The organism is Mucilaginibacter arboris (assembly GCF_009754915.1).
GTDB lineage: Bacteria > Bacteroidota > Bacteroidia > Sphingobacteriales > Sphingobacteriaceae > Mucilaginibacter_A > Mucilaginibacter_A arboris.
In genome coordinates, this window is the sequence record NZ_WPIK01000002.1 from 259,070 (window position 1) to 280,050 (window position 20,981).

Annotated in this window: 12 protein-coding genes and 1 pseudogene; 11 read left to right on the forward strand and 2 right to left on the reverse strand. The window is 42.8% G+C overall.

The window, feature by feature from the left end; all coding sequences use genetic code 11:
- The first annotated feature begins 5 nt into the window (after positions 1 to 5).
- From GO621_RS02910 to GO621_RS02935, 6 genes are all read left to right on the forward strand, one after another.
- Positions 6 to 1,583: a RagB/SusD family nutrient uptake outer membrane protein gene (locus GO621_RS02910; RefSeq protein WP_198170108.1), complete on the forward strand. Its 1,578-nt coding sequence runs from the start codon at positions 6 to 8 to the stop codon at positions 1,581 to 1,583.
- 286 nt (positions 1,584 to 1,869) lie between these two features.
- Positions 1,870 to 3,519, forward strand: a complete 1,650-nt coding sequence (locus GO621_RS02915) for a beta-N-acetylhexosaminidase (protein WP_157564018.1) — start codon at positions 1,870 to 1,872, stop codon at positions 3,517 to 3,519.
- A gap of 148 nt (positions 3,520 to 3,667) precedes the next feature.
- Positions 3,668 to 5,695, forward strand: a complete 2,028-nt coding sequence (locus GO621_RS02920) for a glycoside hydrolase family 2 protein (RefSeq protein ID WP_157564019.1) — start codon at positions 3,668 to 3,670, stop codon at positions 5,693 to 5,695.
- A gap of 20 nt (positions 5,696 to 5,715) precedes the next feature.
- Positions 5,716 to 7,236 (forward strand): sulfatase family protein, encoded by a 1,521-nt coding sequence (locus GO621_RS02925; protein WP_157564020.1) that lies wholly within the window; start codon positions 5,716 to 5,718, stop codon positions 7,234 to 7,236.
- Between the two features lie 228 nt (positions 7,237 to 7,464).
- Positions 7,465 to 9,399, forward strand: coding sequence for a peptide-N-glycosidase F-related protein (locus tag GO621_RS02930; protein WP_157564022.1), 1,935 nt, complete (start codon positions 7,465 to 7,467; stop codon positions 9,397 to 9,399).
- Positions 9,400 to 9,460: 61 nt separating this feature from the next.
- Positions 9,461 to 10,807 carry an alpha-L-fucosidase gene (locus GO621_RS02935; RefSeq protein ID WP_157564023.1) on the forward strand — a complete coding sequence of 449 codons (1,347 nt, stop codon included), beginning with the start codon at positions 9,461 to 9,463 and terminating at the stop codon, positions 10,805 to 10,807.
- 354 nt (positions 10,808 to 11,161) lie between these two features.
- Here the strand turns inward: GO621_RS02935 and GO621_RS02940 are convergent.
- Together GO621_RS02940 and GO621_RS02945 are read right to left on the reverse strand one after the other, a co-directional pair.
- Positions 11,162 to 11,431 (reverse strand): annotated as a pseudogene (locus GO621_RS02940) (type II toxin-antitoxin system VapC family toxin); the annotation flags it as partial.
- Positions 11,432 to 11,544: 113 nt separating this feature from the next.
- Positions 11,545 to 11,835 (reverse strand): hypothetical protein, encoded by a 291-nt coding sequence (locus tag GO621_RS02945; protein WP_157564025.1) that lies wholly within the window; start codon positions 11,833 to 11,835, stop codon positions 11,545 to 11,547.
- Between the two features lie 358 nt (positions 11,836 to 12,193).
- On the opposite strand from GO621_RS02945, the gene GO621_RS02950 reads away from it, so the two are divergent.
- The 5 genes from GO621_RS02950 (at position 12,194) to GO621_RS02970 (ending at position 20,980) form a co-directional block, all read left to right on the forward strand.
- Complete coding sequence (locus GO621_RS02950) at positions 12,194 to 13,363, forward strand: ROK family protein (protein WP_317163379.1); 1,170 nt, start codon at positions 12,194 to 12,196, stop codon at positions 13,361 to 13,363.
- Positions 13,364 to 13,453: 90 nt separating this feature from the next.
- A complete protein-coding gene (locus tag GO621_RS02955) occupies positions 13,454 to 16,864 on the forward strand; it encodes a SusC/RagA family TonB-linked outer membrane protein (RefSeq protein ID WP_157564027.1) in 3,411 nt (1,136 codons plus the stop codon).
- A gap of 78 nt (positions 16,865 to 16,942) precedes the next feature.
- Complete coding sequence (locus tag GO621_RS02960; RefSeq protein WP_157564029.1) at positions 16,943 to 18,760, forward strand: SusD/RagB family nutrient-binding outer membrane lipoprotein; 1,818 nt, start codon at positions 16,943 to 16,945, stop codon at positions 18,758 to 18,760.
- A gap of 505 nt (positions 18,761 to 19,265) precedes the next feature.
- Positions 19,266 to 20,234 carry a N(4)-(beta-N-acetylglucosaminyl)-L-asparaginase gene (locus GO621_RS02965; RefSeq protein WP_394350178.1) on the forward strand — a complete coding sequence of 323 codons (969 nt, stop codon included), beginning with the start codon at positions 19,266 to 19,268 and terminating at the stop codon, positions 20,232 to 20,234.
- Between the two features lie 11 nt (positions 20,235 to 20,245).
- A complete protein-coding gene (locus GO621_RS02970; protein WP_157564033.1) occupies positions 20,246 to 20,980 on the forward strand; it encodes a copper homeostasis protein CutC in 735 nt (244 codons plus the stop codon).
- The last annotated feature ends 1 nt before the right edge of the window (position 20,981 follow it).

Below are 20,981 nucleotides of genomic sequence, written 5' to 3' on the forward strand. Positions count from 1 at the left end.
GGATTATGAAAAAGATATTACTCTCGCTTTTACTAATAGGTTCTTGTGTTAATTTCTCTTGTAAAAAGGCACTTTTAGAAGAACCCGCTTATACGCTTAACGAGCAGACTTTATTTACAGATGCGGCCTCCGCGCAATTGGCTTTAAATGCTTGTTATGGTTATTTGGCTTCGCAGGGCGTATATGGCCAGGCACTAATTATGGTTTCAGAGATGGGCTCTGGAATTGGATGGATGAAGAAAACCGGCGATGAATTGTCGAGCCTGAATATTATTGCCAGTGGCGGTGGCGGCTTTGTTGCTATGCTTTGGAACGGTTTATACCAAACAATTGGCCAGTGCAACATATTTATTGCAGCCGCAGATAAAAGCAGTTTATCAAACAAAACCAACCTGATTGCCCAGGCAAAATTCATCAGGGCGCTTTGTTATTATAATTTAGTGTTTATTTATGGTGGTGTCCCACTAAAGATAACGCCTGCAACCCCAGAAACAACAGATGTTCCCAGGTCAACCAAGCAACAGGTTATAGACCAAATAGTTGCTGATCTGGTTGCCGCCGGGGCAGATCTTAACAGTACTGAACCAGACTCATCCGTGCCCTCTAAAATTGCTGCTAATGCGATGCTGGCCAAAGTATATTTTTTGTTGGCCAGTTCCGAAGGGCAAGGCTCTTCAAACTGGCAATTGGCAAAACAATATGGTACCAAAGTATTTACAGCCTGGGGCGGGACTGTTCCGCTTGAAAGTAGTTATGCGGGCTTATTTGATATCAATAACCGGACATCTAAAGAATCCATTTTTAAACTTAATTATTCTGCGCTCGGCCTTAATTCAGCCTTTAATAAAGGAAGCTGGTCATTTTCTCCTGTCAACAGTACTTTAAAAGGAATCAACTTTGATAACAAAGGTTCTTCCCGTGCTTTTTATAGTTACTTTAAAAAAATGCATCCGGGTGACCCCCGTCTGGATGCCACATTTTTTCATATCAGCTATACAAATGTTCTAACAGGTGCGCTTTTAACAGTATATCCTACCGTTACAACGTATGTTCAAAATGCTTATCCTTTTTACAAAAAATATTACGATCCTAACCAAACAGGTCAGATCAGCAATAAAACTTTGTATGTATATCGTTATGCCGATTTTTTGTTGCTGATGGCCGATGTTGAAAATGAACTGGGCAATACTGCTACCGCTGTTAATTATGTAAATATTGTGCTAACAAGGGCGCGTAATTCCGTAACTCCTGCAGCAAGTCAGCCTGCTAATGTTGCCGCTTCCATTGCCCAGGCAGATCTGCGCCAGGTTATTTTTGATGAACGTTTGTTTGAATTATCTGAGGAAGGACATTCTTTTATGGAAGCCCGGCGAAGAGGGATAACCTGGTTAAAACAAATTACCACGAGGAATAATGCGCAGGCCGATGCTATAGCAGGTTTTTCTACAGCTAATAACTGGACAGAATATAGCTTGCCAGTTACGGATGAAGGCCTTACCAAAGCCATGTTAATGCCTATTCCGCCAGCAGAACTGAACACCAATAAGGCGTTTCACAGTACCGATCAAAACCCGGGTTATTAGTTAAGTACTGCATGCTTCTTTTAGCAGGATAAAATCGGTGTTTGCCCGGGCACGATGATTTTTAGGCGATAAAAGAAGCATAAAGAAAACAGGACTGAATGATGCCATGCTTCTTTTATCGCCTAAAAATCATTATGGTAAAATGAAACGAGTGTTTGCAAAAAGCATGAGGATTTTAGTGTGATAAAAGAAGCATGGAATAAAGAAAATTTAAAGGTTTCCGGAAAGCATAAAACAAAATTGATGACGAAAAGAATTTTTTTGATCGTGATGATAAGATGTAATAATGATTATTAGAAAAAAACGTATAACAGCGCTCCTGCTATTTTTAATATTTGTCATCCTGTTTAAATCCAATGCACAGGTCAATATCATCCCGCAGCCAGCTAAGGTTGATATCGGAAAGGGTTATTTTGTGATCGATGCCCGTACGGGAATACAATATCCACCCAAAAACAAAGAACTTGCACAATTAGGCAACTATTTCTCCAGCTATGTTAAAAATATTTCGGGTTATAGCCTTCTGGCGAACAAAAAAAGGGAAAAAAATATTTGCTTGGAACTGGTAAAGGCACAAAATCTGGGTACAGAAGGTTACCAGCTCAATGTTTCGCCGTCTTCCATCCTCATCAAAGCCAATAACAAAGAAGGTTTGTTCTACGGCGTTCAATCAGTGATACAAACTTTGCCTGCCGTCAGGACCAATGTGGCACTGCAAATTCCGGCAATGGATATAACCGATTATCCGCGTTTTAAATGGAGGGGAATGATGCTTGATGTAAGCCGTCATTTTTTTACAGTTGATGCCGTAAAAGAAATGATCGACCTTATGGCCTTGTACAAAATGAATGTTTTTCACTGGCATCTGTGCGATAATGAAGGCTGGCGGTTGGAGATTAAAAAATACCCAAAACTTACCTCAGTTGGTGCATGGCGTAAAGAAATCCCCGGAAGCGTTTTTTATAAAAAAGATTCAACTTTAACCGGTACACCTTATACTTACGGCGGTTATTACACGCAGGAGCAGGCTAAGGAAGTGGTAGCTTACGCAAAGGCCAGGAACATTACCGTGATACCGGAAATTGAAATGCCGGGACATTCCGGCGCGGCATTGGCGGCTTATCCGCAGTTTTCCTGCACGCAGCACCCGCAGGAAGTGCCTAATTCCACTACGTTTAACGGCATCGTTAATTCAGCACAGATCAACTTTAATTATTGTGCCGGAAATGACAGCTCTTTTGTTTTTTTGCAGGATGTATTGAAAGAAGTGATGCAGATCTTTCCTTCAAAATATATTCATATCGGGGGCGATGAAGTGGACAAATCTTACTGGAAGCAATGCCCTAAATGTCAGAAAAGGATCCAAACAGAAGGGTTAAAAGATGAAGAAGGGCTGCAAAGTTATTTTATCCGCCGGATGGAAAAATTCCTTTTGGCAAACCATAAAAAGTTATTGGGCTGGGATGAAATTTTAGAAGGCGGATTGGCGCCTTCAGCAACGGTAATGAGCTGGCGCGGCGAAAAAGGCGGAATAGCGGCCGCAAAACAGGGCCATCATGTAGTGATGTCGCCCAGCAACCCGCTTTACTTCAACCGTTACCAGGCAGGGCCGGAAGGAGAGCCTTACGCTGCAAAATTTTCTATCAACACATTAGAAAAGGTGTACAATTACAATCCCTATCCAAAAGAATTGGAACCTGCCGAAACCCAATATATCTTAGGTGGAGAATGTGCGCTTTGGACAGAATTTATACCTTCGCTGGAGCAATTGGAATATATGCTGCTGCCGAGGCTCACTGCCGTTGCCGAAACGCTTTGGTCTCCGCCCCAAAACAAGGATTTTAATGGTTTTGTGAACAGGTTAAACCAATGGCATTTTGAGGGCTGGCAACAAAAAGGTATCCGCTTTCATCCCTTATACAGCAAAAAGAACTGAGGGTTTTTTAATGCTTCTTTTATGGCATAAAAATCAGTGTGCAGACTTTCTAAAAAAAATAAATAAACGATGATGATTTTTAGGTGCTAAAAGAAGCATCGGTAAATCAACCCAAATCCAAAAACAAAAACCTATAAATGCAAAAATTATGATGAAGTATTTCGTTGCCCTGTTTTACTGTATTTCGCTAAGCCTTGTTGCTGTTGGGCAGCGGGATACGATAAAGATCAACAAAGACTGGCAATTTACAACTGATAAAAAAGCAGAAGGCCTGACTCAAAAATGGTATGAAAAACCACTGGGCCAATCGCGGACGGTAGAACTGCCGCATACCTGGAATATCGAGAAAGAGAATGAAAACCATTACGGCTGGGGCTGGTACCAAAGAAAAATAACTATCCCTGCCAGCTGGAAAAACAAAAACGTAGTGCTGGAATTCGGCGCGATCAACCATACCGCTTACATCTATATGAACGGAAAGGAAATCCGGGAGAACATGGGCGACGGGTTTAACAAGATCTACATCAACCTGAACGGAAAAGTTAATTATGGGAAAGAGAACATTCTGACTGTAGCGTGCAACAACGATTATGGCAAAAATAAAGTGCCTTTTGGCTCTTCGTTCGATTGGCCGAATGACGGCGGCTTGATCCGGACGGTTAAACTGATCGTGAGCGGAAAACCTGCTGCCAGTTTCCTAAATGCAGAACCTGTTTTAAATATCGGAGACCAATCGGCAAAATTAAAAGTTAAAGTTGGGTTTGATGGAGCAGCCGGTAAAGACATTAAGCTTTTGGTTACTGTTTCAGAAGAAAATCAGCCTACGCACAAAACGATTTTAAAAGCGGTAACGAAACCGGAATGGCTAAACGGCGAAGCGGTTGTAAACTACACTTTGCCAAAAGTAAACCCCTGGCATTTTGATTTTCCGAATTTGTACCGCATTAGCGTTACGGTGTTAAGCGGCAAAAAAGCGGTTGATCAGATCAGTGCCAATGTTGGATTTCGCGATATCAGGTTTGTAAAAGGACAAACTTTTTTAAACGGCGAAAGGGTCAAGTTAATGGGAGTAGAGTGGACAGCAGGTTCTAACCCCAACTTTGGTTTTGCAGAAACGGAAGCTGAGATCATCCGCCATGGTAAATTAATGAAAGATGTGAACGCTATTTTCAGTCGTGTGCACTTTCAGCAGGACGATGCTTTCTATGATTTCTGCGACCGTAACGGCATTATCCTTCAGGAAGAAATCCCGCTATGGGGAGGAGAAACGCCCGTTAACGATACGATCGAAAAGATTGCGAACAAGCAACTGGCCGAGATGGTGCGCAACCACTACAACCACCCCTGCATTTTTGCCTGGGGCGTAGGAAACGAGCTGCGGGGCCGTGACAATAAAATGAAAGCGATGATCCAGGGCCTTATCGATAAAGCACGGCTCCTGGACCCAAGCCGTAAGGTAAGTTATGTAAGCAATACCTTAAAGAACGGTTTTAGCAACGACCCTAAATTTGTGCCGGATGCGGGCAGTCTGGGCGATTATATTATGATGAACGAATACGCAGGAAGCTGGTGGGATATCCCGCAGGCCAAGTTATCGAATTATATGGACAGTATTCACACTTCCTATGCTGATAAACCCTTTTTTATATCAGAATTCGGTTTGTGTGGGCCGAATTTTAAAGGAGGTGACGAAAGGCGCGTGGAAGACCTGATCTATCACATGGCGGTTTACGAAAGCAAGCCTTATGTTGAAGGTGCTATATATTTTGACCTGACCGATTACCGTACACACTATCCCGGCACTTCCGAAGATAATAAGTACAGAAGAAGGATCCATGGCGTTTACGACATGTACGGCAAACCCAAACCCTCAATGAAAGTTTTACGGGAACTCTCTTCTCCCATCGAGGTACAAGGCCTGGAGAAAAGAGGCAAAAAGCTCAATGTTGTGATCTTTGGGAGCATAGGCCTTCCACAGCATACAGTAAAAGGCTATAAATTGTACGTTTCAGACAATACGGGAAACTACGCTAATTACAAAGCGTATGAGCTGCCCGAAATCAAACCCGGCCAAAAGGTAAATTTTGAAGTGGATGATCTGTTTAATGGAAAAGGCATTGTAACTGTTATCAGGCCTACAGGTTATGTAACTACCCAAAAATCTTTTTTTGAATAAATTAACATAAGCATAGATTTATGAAAAAAATAGTATTGATCTCAATGCTTGTTTCTGCAACGTTTCTGTCATTCGGGCAGCAGGGCAAAAAGGCAACTCAGAAACCTAACGTTATTTTTATTTATGCTGATGACCTGGGTTATGGCGACCTCAGTTCTTACGGGGCAACCAAAATCAGTACGCCCAATATTGACCGCTTGGCCAAGCAAGGCATCCGTTTTACCAATGCACATTGTACTTCGGCAACCTGTACGCCATCGCGTTATGCGTTGATGACGGGCGAATATCCATGGCGTAAAGGAGCGGCCATTTTGCCCGGTGATGCCGCCCTGATCATCCCAACAAACCGGATTACCTTGCCCGGTATGTTTAAAAATGCAGGCTATCAAACGGCTATTGTTGGTAAATGGCATTTGGGCTTAGGCGCAGAAGTGGCCAAAAACTGGAACGCTGAGATCAGGCCGGGGCCTAATGAAGTCGGTTTCGATTATTCTTTTATTTTTCCGGCAACAGCAGACCGTGTGCCTACTGTATTTATGGAGAACGGAAAGGTGCTGGCAACAGAGGCGCAAGATCCCATCCGGGTAGATTATTATAAGAAAGTAGGGAATGACCCAACCGGTGAAGACCATCCGGAACTGTTGAAAATGAAAGCATCGCCCGGTCAGGGGCATAACCAAACCATTGTTAATGGCATCGGCCGTATTGGTTACATGAGCGGCGGCCATAAAGCCAGATGGGTTGACGAAGAGCTTTCCTTAACCTTTTTATCCAAAGCGCAGCGGTTTATAGAGGAGCATAAAACCCAGCCCTTCTTTTTATACTTTGCCTTAACAGAACCACACGTACCGCGTATGCCTGCTACCATGTTTAAGGGCAAAAGCGGGTTAGGCTATCGTGGCGATGCTATCTTACAACTCGATTGGACCGTTGGTGAAATATTAAAACAAGTAAAGCTTAGCGGCCTTGCCAAAAACACGATCATCATTTTTACCAGCGATAACGGCCCGGTTTTAAATGATGGTTATGAAGATGAAGCCGTAACAAAATTAAACGGGCATACGCCGGCCGGCCCGCTCAGGGGAGGCAAGTACAGTGCTTTTGAAGGAGGGACACGCATTCCGTTCATCCTGAGCTGGCCTGGGGCAGTTAAGCCACAAACATCATTAGCTTTAGTATGCCAGATGGATTTGCTGGCTTCCTTTTCAAAGCTCCTTCATCAGCCTGTACCAAACGGAGAAGCAGCTGATGGTGAAAATTTATTGAATGCGTTTATGGGTAAAACGCAACAGGGGCGTAAGGTATTGGTGCAGCAGGGCGGCGCTTTATCCGTTGTAAAAGATAACTGGAAATATATTGAACCCTCAAAAGGTGCAGCAGTTAACCCGCTAACGCAGATAGAAACCGGCAGCGCGCCCGGCCCTCAGTTGTATAATCTGAAAGATGATATCGGCGAGAAAAATAACCTGGCCGCCAAGTATCCTGATAAAGTAAAAGAACTGGCAGCATTGTTAGCGAAAATACAAGGAGGTGTAAAATGAATGGTGCCTTGCCTGTAGAAATTGCCATCTCCATACTTTACCTGTCTTTTCCGCTGACAATACAAAACCGGTAAATCAGGATTTTGATCCGTGTATTTTAATGCTTCTTTTACCACCCTAAAATGGCATGTGCTTTTTGTTCCTTATCCGCAGAAAAGTAAAAGCAAATTTTAGGGTGGTAAAAGAAGCATCAGGCAAAATAATGATCAAATTTTTAAATAACCCCGAATGAGTTGTTTCTCCTATAAAAAATTGTCCTGCTGCCTTTGCGTACTCTTTCTCGCCCTGGCGTTAAACAGCAATGCGGCTGATACGCTTCATGTGATTACACACAAGCGCGTTACCGTTGTTACCGATCCGGTAAAAGGGTCTAAACTTTATAAAGCCTGGGGAAAATTTCCCTCGGCCAATACGCCTGTACGCCAGATCAAGTTGAAAGTCAAATTTGGCTGCCCGGATAGTATGCGCTGTGCTGATTGGGATTATAAAGACCATATTACTATCCGGAGAAAAGGCGGTAAAAAAGGTGCTTCGCAGGATTATGAGATCGGCAGGATGCTAACCCCTTATGGCGGCGCTTTTAGCAAAGACTGGACCTTTGAGTGGGAAGTGGACGTGACCGATTTTAGCCTGCTGCTGCGTGACAGTGTGGAAATTGAATACAACCATACCGGATACGAACCGAACAAAGACCGCGGCTGGAGCGTTACCCTTGATTTTGAAATAGTGAAAGGGAAACCGGCATGGGAGCCAATTGCTATCCAGAAAATTTATGATGGCACGTATAGTTATGGCGACAGCAGCAACAGCATCGAAAAAGCACTGAAACCTGTTGTTTTCAATACCCTTAGCCAGGCAGGTTTTGCACGTTTGCGTGTGGTGCAAACCGGGCACGGGATGGATGTACCCGACGGTTGCGGCGAATTTTGCAGCAAATACCGAGAGCTTTGGTATGACGGAAAAATGATCGATAAAAGAAGCATCTGGAAAACCTGCGGCGATAATCCCCTGTATCCGCAGGCTGGCACCTGGATCTATAACCGCGCCAACTGGTGTCCCGGCACTTTGATGCAGCCTGATATTTATGACCTGGACCTGCGATCGGGCAAACAACATACGATCGACATCAATATGCAGAACTATGTTTCTTCCAAGCCCAGTGCCACGGAGGTGATCAGTGCTTATCTGATCCAGTATAAAAAAGCAGCTGTAAAAAACGATATAGCCGTGGAAGATGTAATTACGCCTTCTTTAAAAGATGCTTACCGCCGTCAAAACCCGTCCGGAATCAAACCACAAATTTTGGTGAAGAACATGGGTTCTGCCGCAATAACCAAACTGCGCGTACGCTACGGTATAAAAGGTTTCCCAAAAAGGGTTACGGATTGGAAAGGGATTATAAAGCCTGCCGCAACTACTATACTTACCCTACAGGGTACGGTTAATGCTCAAACCGGCATAAACGCATTTGAGGTTGAGTTGATGTTGCCGAATGGAAAAAAGGACGCTTACCCAACTGATAATAAGATGATTAGTGCTTTTGAAGCGGTTCCGAAGCAGGATAGTGTGCTGGTGGTTTATCTGCTCACCAATAACCAGCCAGGGCAAAACAGCTACGCTTTAGTAAATGAAAAAGGGGAAACCGTAAAAGGGCGGGCATTAGGTTCGTTAAAGGCAAATACCATTTACCGCGATACCGTACATCTTCCACAAGGCCAATATCAGTTTATGCTGCAGGATACGGCAGGCAACGGGCTGGAATTTTGGGCAAACCCTAAAGGCGGACGCGGAAAAGTGCGCCTGCTGAACAAAAACGGCTTCATGATCAAAGATATTGACTCTGATTTTGGCAGTGCCGTGCAATATGCTTTTGAAGTTGGCGGGCCGATAGCTCCTGTTACCGCACAAACTTCTTTTGGCCTTTACCCAACGCGCACCAATGATAAAACCACCTTTGATTATTATGCTAATTTTGCGGAAGACGTGAAGGTACAGATCATCACCGATCCGGGAGATAAAGTAGTGGAAGAACATGATTATCCCCAACTTAAAGAAGGTATATTTACGTATGACCTCAGCCGGTTCCCGAAAGGCCGTTTTTATTTGAAAGTACTGATAAACGGGGAAGAAAAATTTAAAAAACGCATCCGTTTGAAGGAGTAAACAGGCAGAACACCGATTTTTAGGTGCTAAAAGAAGCATTGTTAATCATCCAAAACAAATCATGAAAAAAAAGCTCAATATAATAACAGCACTATCCGTTATAATTGCAATCACAGTATCTGCCTCAGCTTTTGCCCAATCAAAAGTAAACCCCGATTCTATCCGCAAAAAGATGCAGTGGTTTGCCGATGCCAAGCTAGGGATCTTTATCCATTGGGGTATTTATGCAGTTAACGGGATAGACGAAAGCTGGAGTTTTTACAACAAAAAGATCAGCTACGCCGATTATATGAAGCAGTTAAAAGGTTTTACGGCATCAAAGTACGACCCGGAGCAATGGGCTTCGCTGATTAAAGAAAGCGGCGCGCGCTATGCCGTCATCACCACCAAACACCACGATGGCGTTGCCCTCTGGCCAACAAAAGAAAAGCATTACAGCACCGTGAAAAACACACCTGCAAAACGGAACCTGTTAGCACCGTTTTATGCTGCACTGGATAAACGCGGGATTAAAAAGGGTGCTTATTTTTCTTTGATCGACTGGAGCTATCCCGATTATCCTGCTTTTACCAAAGACAGTAACCGTTACAAGATCAGCAATGACCCGCAGCGCTGGCAGCGGTTCCAAAAGTTTTTCCAGGCGCAGATCAACGAAGTGAACACAGCCTATAAACCGGATTTATGGTGGTTTGACGGTGATTGGGAGCATTCTGCTGATGAATGGCAGGCGGCCACCGTACGCAAAAATATATTAAAGATAAAACCCACCGCCATTATTAACGGGCGCTTGCAGGGATATGGCGATTATGATACACCCGAGCAAAATTTTCCGGTAACCAGGCCAAAGTTTAACTGGTGGGAATTGTGCATGACTATCAACAACAACTGGGGTTACCAGCCGCAGGATACTGCCTGGAAAACACCTTACCAGGTCATCACCATTTTTGCAGATGCCATTAGCAATGGCGGCAACCTGCTGCTGGATATCGGCCCGAAGGAGGACGGGTCTATACCTCCGCAGGAAGTGTATGTTTTAAAAGAGCTGGGCAAGTGGAACAAAAAGCACGAAGAAGCGGTTTTTAACACCCTGGCGGGCTTGTCGCCGGGGCATTTTTACGGCCCAACTACTTTGTCTAAAGATAGTGCAACACTTTATTTGTTCCTGCCCGGAAAAGTTAACGGTGATGTAGTGCTCAAGGGCTTAAAAAATAAAATTAAAAAGATCAGGGTAGTGGGCACAGCTCAAACGCTTTCCTCTAAAATTGTGGGCAAAGTTTCATTTAGCCCTGTTCCCGGCCTGGTTTATATCCATGTGCCGCAGCAGGTGCAAGACGGTTACATGTCTGTGCTGGCCGTAGAGTTAGATGGTCCTGTTGATCTGTATAAAGGAGAAGGCGGGTTAAAATAAAACCAGTTGCGCCTGCAACCTTATTTATGTTTTTGATTTTTGTCTGTCTGTCAAAGCCTGTTCAATAAATTTGGACAGGCTTTGATGCTTCTTTTAGCACCCTAAAATGTGACTGTTTTTTTATCAGCTTAAAATGAAAACGGATTTTTAGGTGATAAAAGAAGCATGGCCGTTTTCGGCGAGGACTTGAAGAACTGGAATTAGAAATTCGTTAGGCCAAACCAAGTTAAATTAATATTCAAATGCTGATGCTTCTTTTACCATCGATATTTTGATCCCTTAGCCGGAACTGAAGCATAGGAGCAAAACAAATTTGATGTTTAATTCGTCAGCCAGTTTTTTGACAAATTCATGTTAGCCACCTTTATTCTCGGCAAGAAGGGTAAGCTGTTTTATGTTGTTAAAGTGTTTACGGTTTAGAGTGTCTAAAGTAAGTCCATTTGCAATTGCTGTTGCTGCAATAAACAAGTCAGCCTTTTCAATTGAATTTCGTAATTTTTTTAAGTCTCGTTGTATATCAACGGCGATATGTGCAGCCCGACTATCAAAAGGAAGCACAAAGACTTCAGAAAGCAATTCATTCCAAAAAGTTAACTGTGTCGCAGTTGCACCGCTATAAACTTCAAATTCCGTTACAGTCTAAATGGCGAGCTGGTCAAATTGCTCTGAAAGTTGAACGGGTCTCGATTTAGATTTATCGGTCTTTCGAAAATAGTCAATCAACAGCGTTGTGTCAATCATAAGGGTTTTGTCCGCCATTGATTGATCGATTTACGTGTTTCCTCAATGGTTTTAATCTGATCTTCTGTAAAAACAGGCCCGTTAAGCAACAATTCTGTTAGCCGTGATTTTTTTGCAACAGGTTCAACTTCTTGAGTTAATTCCTTTTGAAGTTTTGCTTTTTGTGTAGATGAGAGTTGTCTAACTATGGCAACCAGTTCATCAAATGGTATTTGCACTTTTACTTCCATGTTCAAATTTACGATTTCTGTCAGATCAGCAAAATTAGTGTGCTTACGGCGGCTCATCTTCGGACTTAAAAGCTTGACGCAAGCCTTTGCTTTTACAGGCATGCGCTAAGCTTTGATAGCTCACCCTGCAGTAAACCTCGCCTTTCCTTTTATTTAATCAGATACGTTTTAAAATTCTCCTAAAAAACTTTTTAAATTTTTTATAAAACTTATTTGTTTTTTTAAAAAAGTAATCTAACTTCGTTATAAATACTAAGAAGATTTTAGAGTTCTTCTTCTTTTCTGTCTTTTAGATAAAAAAAGCAGATGGAAACGCCTAAGTAAAATAAGTAAGACCTTCAGTTTTTTCGGGTGATAAAAGAAGTATGCAAATGATCTGGTCCTGGTATGGGTTTAATATTAAAAAAACATTGAGGTGGAGAAAACATCCGGCTACGGAAAAAAAATAATCAAGCAACTTTACTTTGCCCAGATGCTTTCGTGCGCGCAGTTAAGCAGGAATATTGACAAGAGCCTGCCGCTGACGACCAAAATGCTGAATGGCCAGATTAAGGATGGCCTGGTGGTAGAAACCGGCTACGCAACTTCTACCGGCGGCCGCCGCCCTGTAATGTATTCCCTTAAGCCGGATATGCTGTATGTGGTATCGGTAGCTATGGACCAATTTGTAACGCGCATAGCAGTTATGGATATGCAAAACCAGTTTATAACACCGGTGGAAACCCTGGAATTGCCTTTGTTGAAAAATCCGGAGGCGCTTACTGTATTAACAGCAGCCATTGCTGGGGCAATAAACAGGTCGGGGCTTCCAAAAGATAAAATTGCAGGCGTAGGGATCGGGATGCCGGGTTTTGTTGACCTGAAAGAAGGCGTTAATCATTCTTTTTTTAATGCAGATGGAAAAAACATCAGGACTTTGATCGGAAATACGGTCGGGCTGCCGGTTTTTATCGACAATGATTCAAGTTTGATCGCATTGGCGGAACTTAAATTTGGAGCTGCCCGGGGAAAGCGCGATGTAATGGTGATCAATATTGGCTGGGGTATTGGCCTGGGGATGCTTCTTAACGGAAATATGTTCAGGGGAAGTAATGGCCTTGGCGGAGAGTTTAGCCATATACCGATGTTTAATAATGATAAACTATGCAGTTGCGGAAAAATGGGCTGTATGGAAACCGAAACTTCCCTTTTAGTAATGGTTGAACAAGCCATAGATGGATTAAAGCAGGGAAGGCAATCAGCTTTGAAAGACTTGAAGATCGATCATGTTGAGGAAGCGACAGCGGCAATTATTAACGCTGCCTTAAAGGGGGATAAATTTGCTGTCGAACTGTTATCCGGAATAGGATATAATATAGGCCGTGGTGCAGCTATCCTGATCCATTTGTTTAACCCTGAATTGATCGTGTTGAGTGGCAGGGGCTCATTGGCAGGTAAATTATGGCTGGCCCCGGTGCAGCAGGCCATTAATGAACACTGTATTCCCAAAATAGCCGAAAAAACAGCGATAAAGGTTTCAACCCTTGGTTATCAGGCAGAAATTATTGGCGCCGCTGCTCTGGTAATGGAGCATTACGATACATAAGTTCTGTATAATATAAACTGTTTATCTATACCATCAATCTTTTTACTAAACCCAGTTACTCCAATTATTAATCACTTAAATTAAAACAAAATGAGAAGAATGTTTACCAAACGCTTATTGCTCTGTATGTTGCTCAGCCTTTTTATAGGTTTGGCATCTGCACAGCAAAAACAAGTTACCGGCATTGTCAAAGACAATACAGGCGAGCCTTTGCCCACAGCCAGCGTAACCATCAAGGGCACCAAAACAGCAACCAGCACAGATATCAACGGTAAGTTCTCGATATCGGCAAAAAGTAGTGATGTTTTAGTTTTTAGCTTTATCGGTTTCAATACCCAGGAGGTTCTGGTTGGCGCAGGCAGTTACCTTACCGTCAGCCTTGTATCCTCTGCCAAATCATTAAACGAAGTAACCATAACTACTGCCTATGGTATTAAAAAAGAAGATAAAAACCTTGGTTATGCGGCTACAACTGTAGGAGGGGCAGAACTGGACAGAACAAATACAGTTAACCCGATTGCTGCTTTGCAGGGTAAAGTTGCAGGCGTTAACATTAATGTAATGTCTGCTGCGGGAGTTCAAACTTCCCCTTATATCCAAATCAGGGGCGCGAAAGTATTAGGCAATCAACCGGGCCAGGCAAACAACCAGCCAATTTTTGTGGTTGATGGAAACATCCTGATGAATAACCAGCAGAATGCGGATGATGCCGACGGCGGTTCGCAGTTAAAAAACTTAAACCCGGATGATTATGAATCTATTACGGTCTTAAAAGGAGCGGCAGCAACTGCCATTTATGGTTCCAGAGGCCTAAACGGCGCTATTGTAATTACTACAAAAAGGGGTAAAGCGGGACAGGGCTTAGGTATTGAATTTAATTCTACCTATCAAACCCAGAATATTTATAAAAGCCCTATTGCATTTCAAAATATTTACGGACGGGGAAGTTATGCAACCAGGGAAGGCAATTTTGCACCTGATGGGACCCAGGCCAACACGGTAGGCAGTTGGGGGCCAGTAATGGACGGCAGTTTACACCCTGCAATTTATGACAGGACAAAGCTGGTCCCTTATTCGCCACAGCCTGATAATTGGAAAACCTTTTATCAGAATGGAAACTACATAAACAATAATATTGCTTTCAGCGGGGCCGGGGATAATTATAATTATCGCTTATCGTACTCCAACAACTCCAGCAAAGGCATGCTGCCAAATAATGGCTTAAACAGAAACGCCTTTGATTTTAAAGGCGGTGCAACTTTAAATAAGGTATTTTCTACCGAAGTTGGTGTTTCTTATGCCAATACGGTTACCAAAAACTTTTATTCGCAAGGCCGGTATTATTATAGCGGAGGACAAAACCTTGCCTTTAATACCTATTATTTGCCCCGGAATTTAGATTATGCGGCCTGGTATGCCCAATACCGGAAACCGGATAATACGATTGACAACAGCAGCATTTATGGCAATTTGAGTAGTGTGGTGAATGCTTTTTCAATTTTCGATAAAAATAACTTCAGTAAACAGGAAAATTCATTTTTAGGCTATGTACAGTTAAAGGCCCAGGTTACGCCATGGCTGGATTTTTCTGGTAAAGGCAACATTAACTTTTATAAGATTTTTAGCGAAACAAAGAACATGGGGAACCTGATCAACAACACAGGCGGTACCTATGCTATTAGCGGTTCAAACGCCACTAATTACAACCTTTTGTTTATGGCCCATGCTGCTAAAAAAGTGAACAAGGACCTAAACATTGATTTTCGTTTAATTAATGAAATTTATGGCGACATGATGGGCGAACAGGCTAACGCCAGCACGGATGGAGGGTTAAAAGTGCCAAATCAATTCTTCCTGGCCAATTCAATCAATAATGTTAAGGTCTATAATAACGACAATAATTATACCGGTTATGGTATAACCAAACCTTCAACACGTACTATTGGTGTAGCAGGGGATTTAAATTTAAACTATAAAGAATTTATAAACCTGGAATTGACCGGCCGTAATGATTGGCTGTCAACGTTAACTTATCCAACTACTGTGCCAGGGGCGAACAATTATTCTGTTTTCTATCCTTCTGCCAACCTTTCGTACTCTTTTTATGACCAATTAAAAGAGCATGCGCCAAGCTGGCTATCATCAGGTAGATTAAGGGCTTCTTTGGCTTATGTTGGAAATGCCGGTGTTGCCGGCCCATACAGTACCGGCAATGGCTATACGCCCGGCAGTATAATAAATAACAACAACCAGGTGGTGCCTTCGGCTACGCAATTTAACGGCGATGTAAAACCAAACCTCAATTTAAAACCTCAAAAGCAACGTTCTATTGAATTAGGTACAAATTTTGGATTGTTTAACGAACTGGTAAATGTTGATTTTGCCTGGTATAAAACCAATACCTTTAATCAACTGTTAAATTTACCGGGTGTTATCGAAACCGGGTATAGCAAATTATTTGTAAATGCGGGTAACATTCAGAATAAAGGGCTTGAGTTTTTAGTGAATGTAACGCCTATCAAATCAAAAGACTGGCATTTAGATTTTGCCATAAACGGGGCGGTTAACCATAGCAAGATCAAAAGCCTGGGCAATGGGATTACGGAATGGGAGTTAAGCGGGGGTTACGATGGCGCCAATGTATATGCTTATGAAGGCGGGGCTTTCGGTGTACTTACTGCTGATGTAGGTTCTTCTTCTAAAATTGACCCTGCAACTGGCTTTCCAATAGTTCAGGTAGGTAGCCGGATAACCAATACAGACCCTAACCTTAAATATGACCTGGCAAATTACAATTTAGTGAACCCGGTATATTCTACCACCCAAAAAAGAATTAACATCGGTAATATTGAGCCTAACTTTGTAGGCGGTATCAGTGGGACACTTCGCTATAAAAGCATAAGCCTTTTTACCCAGGTTGATGGGCGTTTTGGTGGAGATGTTTATTCTGAGGCTTACAACTACGCCATGGCTCAGGGAACTCTGGCACAAACTTTACAGTTCCGCGATCAGGAACATGGCGGCGTTGCCCGTACCGATTCTTATACCGGACAAACCAGATACGATGGCGTGGTTCCGAATGCAGTTTTTGATGCAGGACAAATGAGCCCGCTTAAACCGGGTGTTAGCATTGCAGGGATGACTTTCAGGGATGCTTATAACCAAGGCCTGGTTGAACCCATGAAGGCCTCTGTTTATTATAACACCTTCTACGGTTATGGTACTAATTTAAATGCCAACGAATCTGTATCTAAAAATACCTGGATCATGCTGCGCGAGATTACTGTAGGATACAGACTGCCGGTAAGCCTGGTAAGCAAAGTAGGGTTGAGAGGGGCAAGGATCAACCTGACAGCACGTAATATTGGTTATTTATATAAAACATTGTCTGCAGATCAAAACCCTGAATCCCTGCAAAGTAATGATCCGTTCAGGCCATATATTACCGGCGGTGTCCCTTTTTACCGTAACTACGCTGTTTCGTTAAACATAACCTTGTAATTGCAAATTGAAAAAATTGAAACTTGATGTGCAGCAATGTACAGGAAAGCTTTTACCCATTAAAAACATTATATCCAGATGAAAAAAATATATATATTAGGATTGCTGGCTTTTGCTTTGTTAAATCATTCCTGTAAAAAAGACCTGATTAACATTAACACCAATCCGAATAAATTAAGTGATGTGAGCCCTGAAATTCTTTTTACAGGTGCCACGGCCGATTTTGGTTTAACAAGTCGTGCCAATACTTCCAAGAAATACGGGACTACCATGACGTATATGCAATATATTGTTTCTGATGGTGCAGATGCGACAGGCCTTGCCAGCGCTTACTGGAACCCAACAAAAACAACAGGGCCAAACCCGGGCTTTCCATATTATAATGATTATTATACAGGCATGGGCAGGGATATGCACCGTATTATCGATAAAATCAATTCTCTCCCTACCGAGCAACAGGGGTCTTACCAGGGGCTAAAGGCCATAAGCTCTGTTATTGATACTTACCTTGCCTGGAGGGTTAGTGATATTTTTGGGGCAATGCCTTATTTACAGGCATTTAACGATGTTCAATATCCCTTACCTGCTTATGATTACGATTATACGCTGTATAAAGTGTATGACAAGCAATTAAAAGACGCTGCAACCTTATTAAAAAACAATACCAGCGGACAAATAGCACTGGGCAACCAGGATTTCTTTTTTGGCGGTGATTATACAAAATGGCTGGCATTTGCAAATACCTTACGTATCAAAATTGCCCAGCGATATGAAAAGCGGGATGCTACGAATTTAACAAGCGTGCTGAATGATATTGCGACTAACTTTGCAAGTAATATCATCTCTTCTAATGCGGGTTCTTTTGGTTACGATCAAACCCGTAACTGGAACAATAACGTGGACGACATCAATGTTATCCTGTTTAGTTATGATGCCGCATTTCCTTTTGTAGAATTCTTAAAATCAACCAATGATCCGCGTATCAAGTTTATGCTGCGCGAGAATGATTTTGGAACAAATTACTCAGGTTATGTAAACGTTCAGCAAAATGGAAATGCAGCAGCAAAAGCTGCACTGTTGCAACCGGAGAACATGGTTCGCTACTGGGGAAAGCATGTTTTCCCGGCATCGGTTAGTTCAGCTTATGGTTTTACCGGCGGTACCAGTTCAAAGACTTTTACAATTGGTAGTACCGGCACGCAAAACTTAGGCCTGCTATCGGCCATACAAAGTCGTTTGTTTGTTAAAAACGGAGGTTTTGGGGGTTTTGATGCACGTTCTTCCCAGAATTTAATGCATTCTGATGAAATATATGCGACAGACCAGGGTACTATAAAAATGCGGACACCTTATTTAAACTATGCTGAAACCTGTTTTATGATGGCAGAAATAGCGGAAAAAGGGGGTAACGGATTAGGAAAATCTGCTTCTCAATGGTTTTACGCTGGTGTGCAGGCATCATTCGACCAATATAAAGCCGCTGCCATCGCAATCAATGTTCCGAATGCTTCCAATGTGGTTATCGGCAATTTTGCCACAACGCTTCCTTATAAAGGCTTGCCAAGCATCTATTCGCAAGCCTGGGTAAACTTTTTAACTGAGCCTGACGAAGCCTGGGCGATGTGGAAACGTACCGGTTATCCTCAATTTACAGATGTAAGGGCAGGAAACAATGGAGCAATTGGTGATGGCTCCACTATAGCCTATTTTGAGAGCTTGTGGGACGGCAGCCAGAACCTGCTGATACCTCGCAGAAATTCCCTGGATTTAAGTTCAGGCTCAAATCAAAATTCTGCAAACTATTCTTCGGCTATTCAAAATATGATTGCCAAAGACCCGGCTTATGGAACAACTGCTTTGGATACCAAAGGCAGGATCTGGTGGGACATGAAATAAGTAAATGTTTTAAAACCTCCATAGCAAAGACAAGTTTCCAGGATCGGAAACTTGTCTTTGCTATTAATGAACAAATTTTCCAGTGTTTTTCCGGCTGCTGAAATTGTTTAAACTGTTAGTCCCCACATTTTTAATTGTATGAAATCATTAAATATTTTCAGCATTGGTGCCATGCTTCTTTTATCGGGTAAAAATTGGTGTTGGGCATGAATTTACATCAATCGAAACGCAACGGCCGGCATTTTTAGGTGATAAAAGAAGCATTAATCCAAAAAAAGTTTAAACAACTTCACTGTTAACTTATAGCTGTAACAATAATAATGCTTCTTTTATGCCAGTGATTTTTGTTTGATACAAAATTACAATACAAGTTAAGTTTTTATCCCGCTAAAAGAAGCATGCAAAATATAATGAATAAATTTAAACCGATCATCAATCAAACTAAAGCAACATGCTAAATCGTCGTAAATTTTTATTAACAGGTATCATTGGTGCTTCAGGAATAATGTTAAAATCAAAAGTTTTTGGGAAAAGTATTGTAAAAGAAGCATCAGCACTAAATTTTCCAATCGTTATTTCTACCTGGGATTTTGGGATCGCGGCAAACCAGGCTGCGTGGAAAGTGCTTTCTTCCGGAGGAAGAGCTTTGGATGCAGTAGAAGCCGGTGTAAAAATTCCGGAAGCCGATCCGAATAACCATACGGTTGGCGCAGCCGGCTATCCCGACCGCGACGGGCATGTTACTTTAGATGCCTGTATTATGGACGAAAAAGGCAACTGCGGAGGCGTGGCTGCCATGGAATATATTGATCATCCTATTGCTGTTGCCAGATTGGTAATGGAGAAAACGCCGCATGTATTATTGGTGGGTGAAGGAGCTACACAGTTTGCATTAGAAAATGGCTTTAAAAAGAAGCAACTGCTAACTCCGGAATCAGAAAAGGCCTGGAAAGAATGGCTCAAAACTTCTAAATACCAGCCCGAGATCAATATCGAGAACAAACATTTTTCGCCGCAAAAATTGCCGGGAAACCAATATAACCATGATACCATTGGCATGCTGGCCCTGGATGCGGCCGGGAACATTTCCGGCGCCTGCACAACCAGCGGGATGGCTTTTAAAATGCATGGCCGCGTTGGTGATAGTCCGATTATTGGGGCAGGGCTTTTTGTGGATAATGAAGTTGGAGGGGCAACTTCAACAGGTGTAGGCGAAGAAGTGATCAGAAATGTAGGGAGCTTTTTGGTGGTAGAACTGATGCGCCAGGGCTATAAACCCGAAGATGCCTGTAAAGAAGCCGTAAGCAGGATCATTAAAAAGAAACCGGAACAGGCCAAAACACTGCAAGTGGGGTTTCTCGCTATCAATAAAAAAGGAGAATACGGCGCTTATGCCATCCAAAAAGGTTTTTCCTTTGCGGTTTGTAATGCTGGAAAACAGGACCTCTTAATCCAGGGCAAAAGCATCTATTAATCCCTTCCCTCATGATCCAACTTGAAGTTTGTGCCAATTCTTTAACATCTGCGCTGGCTGCCCAGGAAGCGGGCGCGCACCGGGTAGAGCTGTGCGATAACCTGAAAGAAGGGGGCACCACGCCATCCTTTGCTCAAATTGCCCTGGCCCGCAAGTACCTGGAAATAAAACTCTATCCGATTATCCGGCCAAGGGGGGGCGACTTTTTATATTCTGATCTGGAAGCCGAAATCATGAAAGCTGATATCCTGCAATGCAGGCAACTGGGCTGCGATGGCGTTGTTTTCGGAATGTTAACCAAAGAAGGCCGGGTAGATAGCAAACGCTGTATGGAATTGAAACAGGCCGCAGGTAACCTGGGGACTACCTTTCACCGGGCGTTTGACCATTGCCGGGACCCTTTCGAGGCGTTAGAAGAGATCATTGAAATGGGCTTTGAACGCATTTTAACTTCCGGGCAGGAAGTTGATGCCCTAAAAGGGGCGCCGCTCATTGCAAAACTGACGGAACAGGCCAGAGGCAGGATCATTATTATGCCGGGCGCAGGCATTCGTCCGGATAATTTTAAACAGCTCATACAGCTTACACATGCAACCGAATATCATGCTTCTGCCAAAAACGTTTTTAAAAGCAAGATGCTTTTTGATGAAGTAAAAACAGGCAGCCGGCAAGAGGACTTTTTAATAGAGCAAACCGATAAAAACATTGTAAAAGAACTGCTTTCCATCGCCGGCAGTTTTGCCTGAT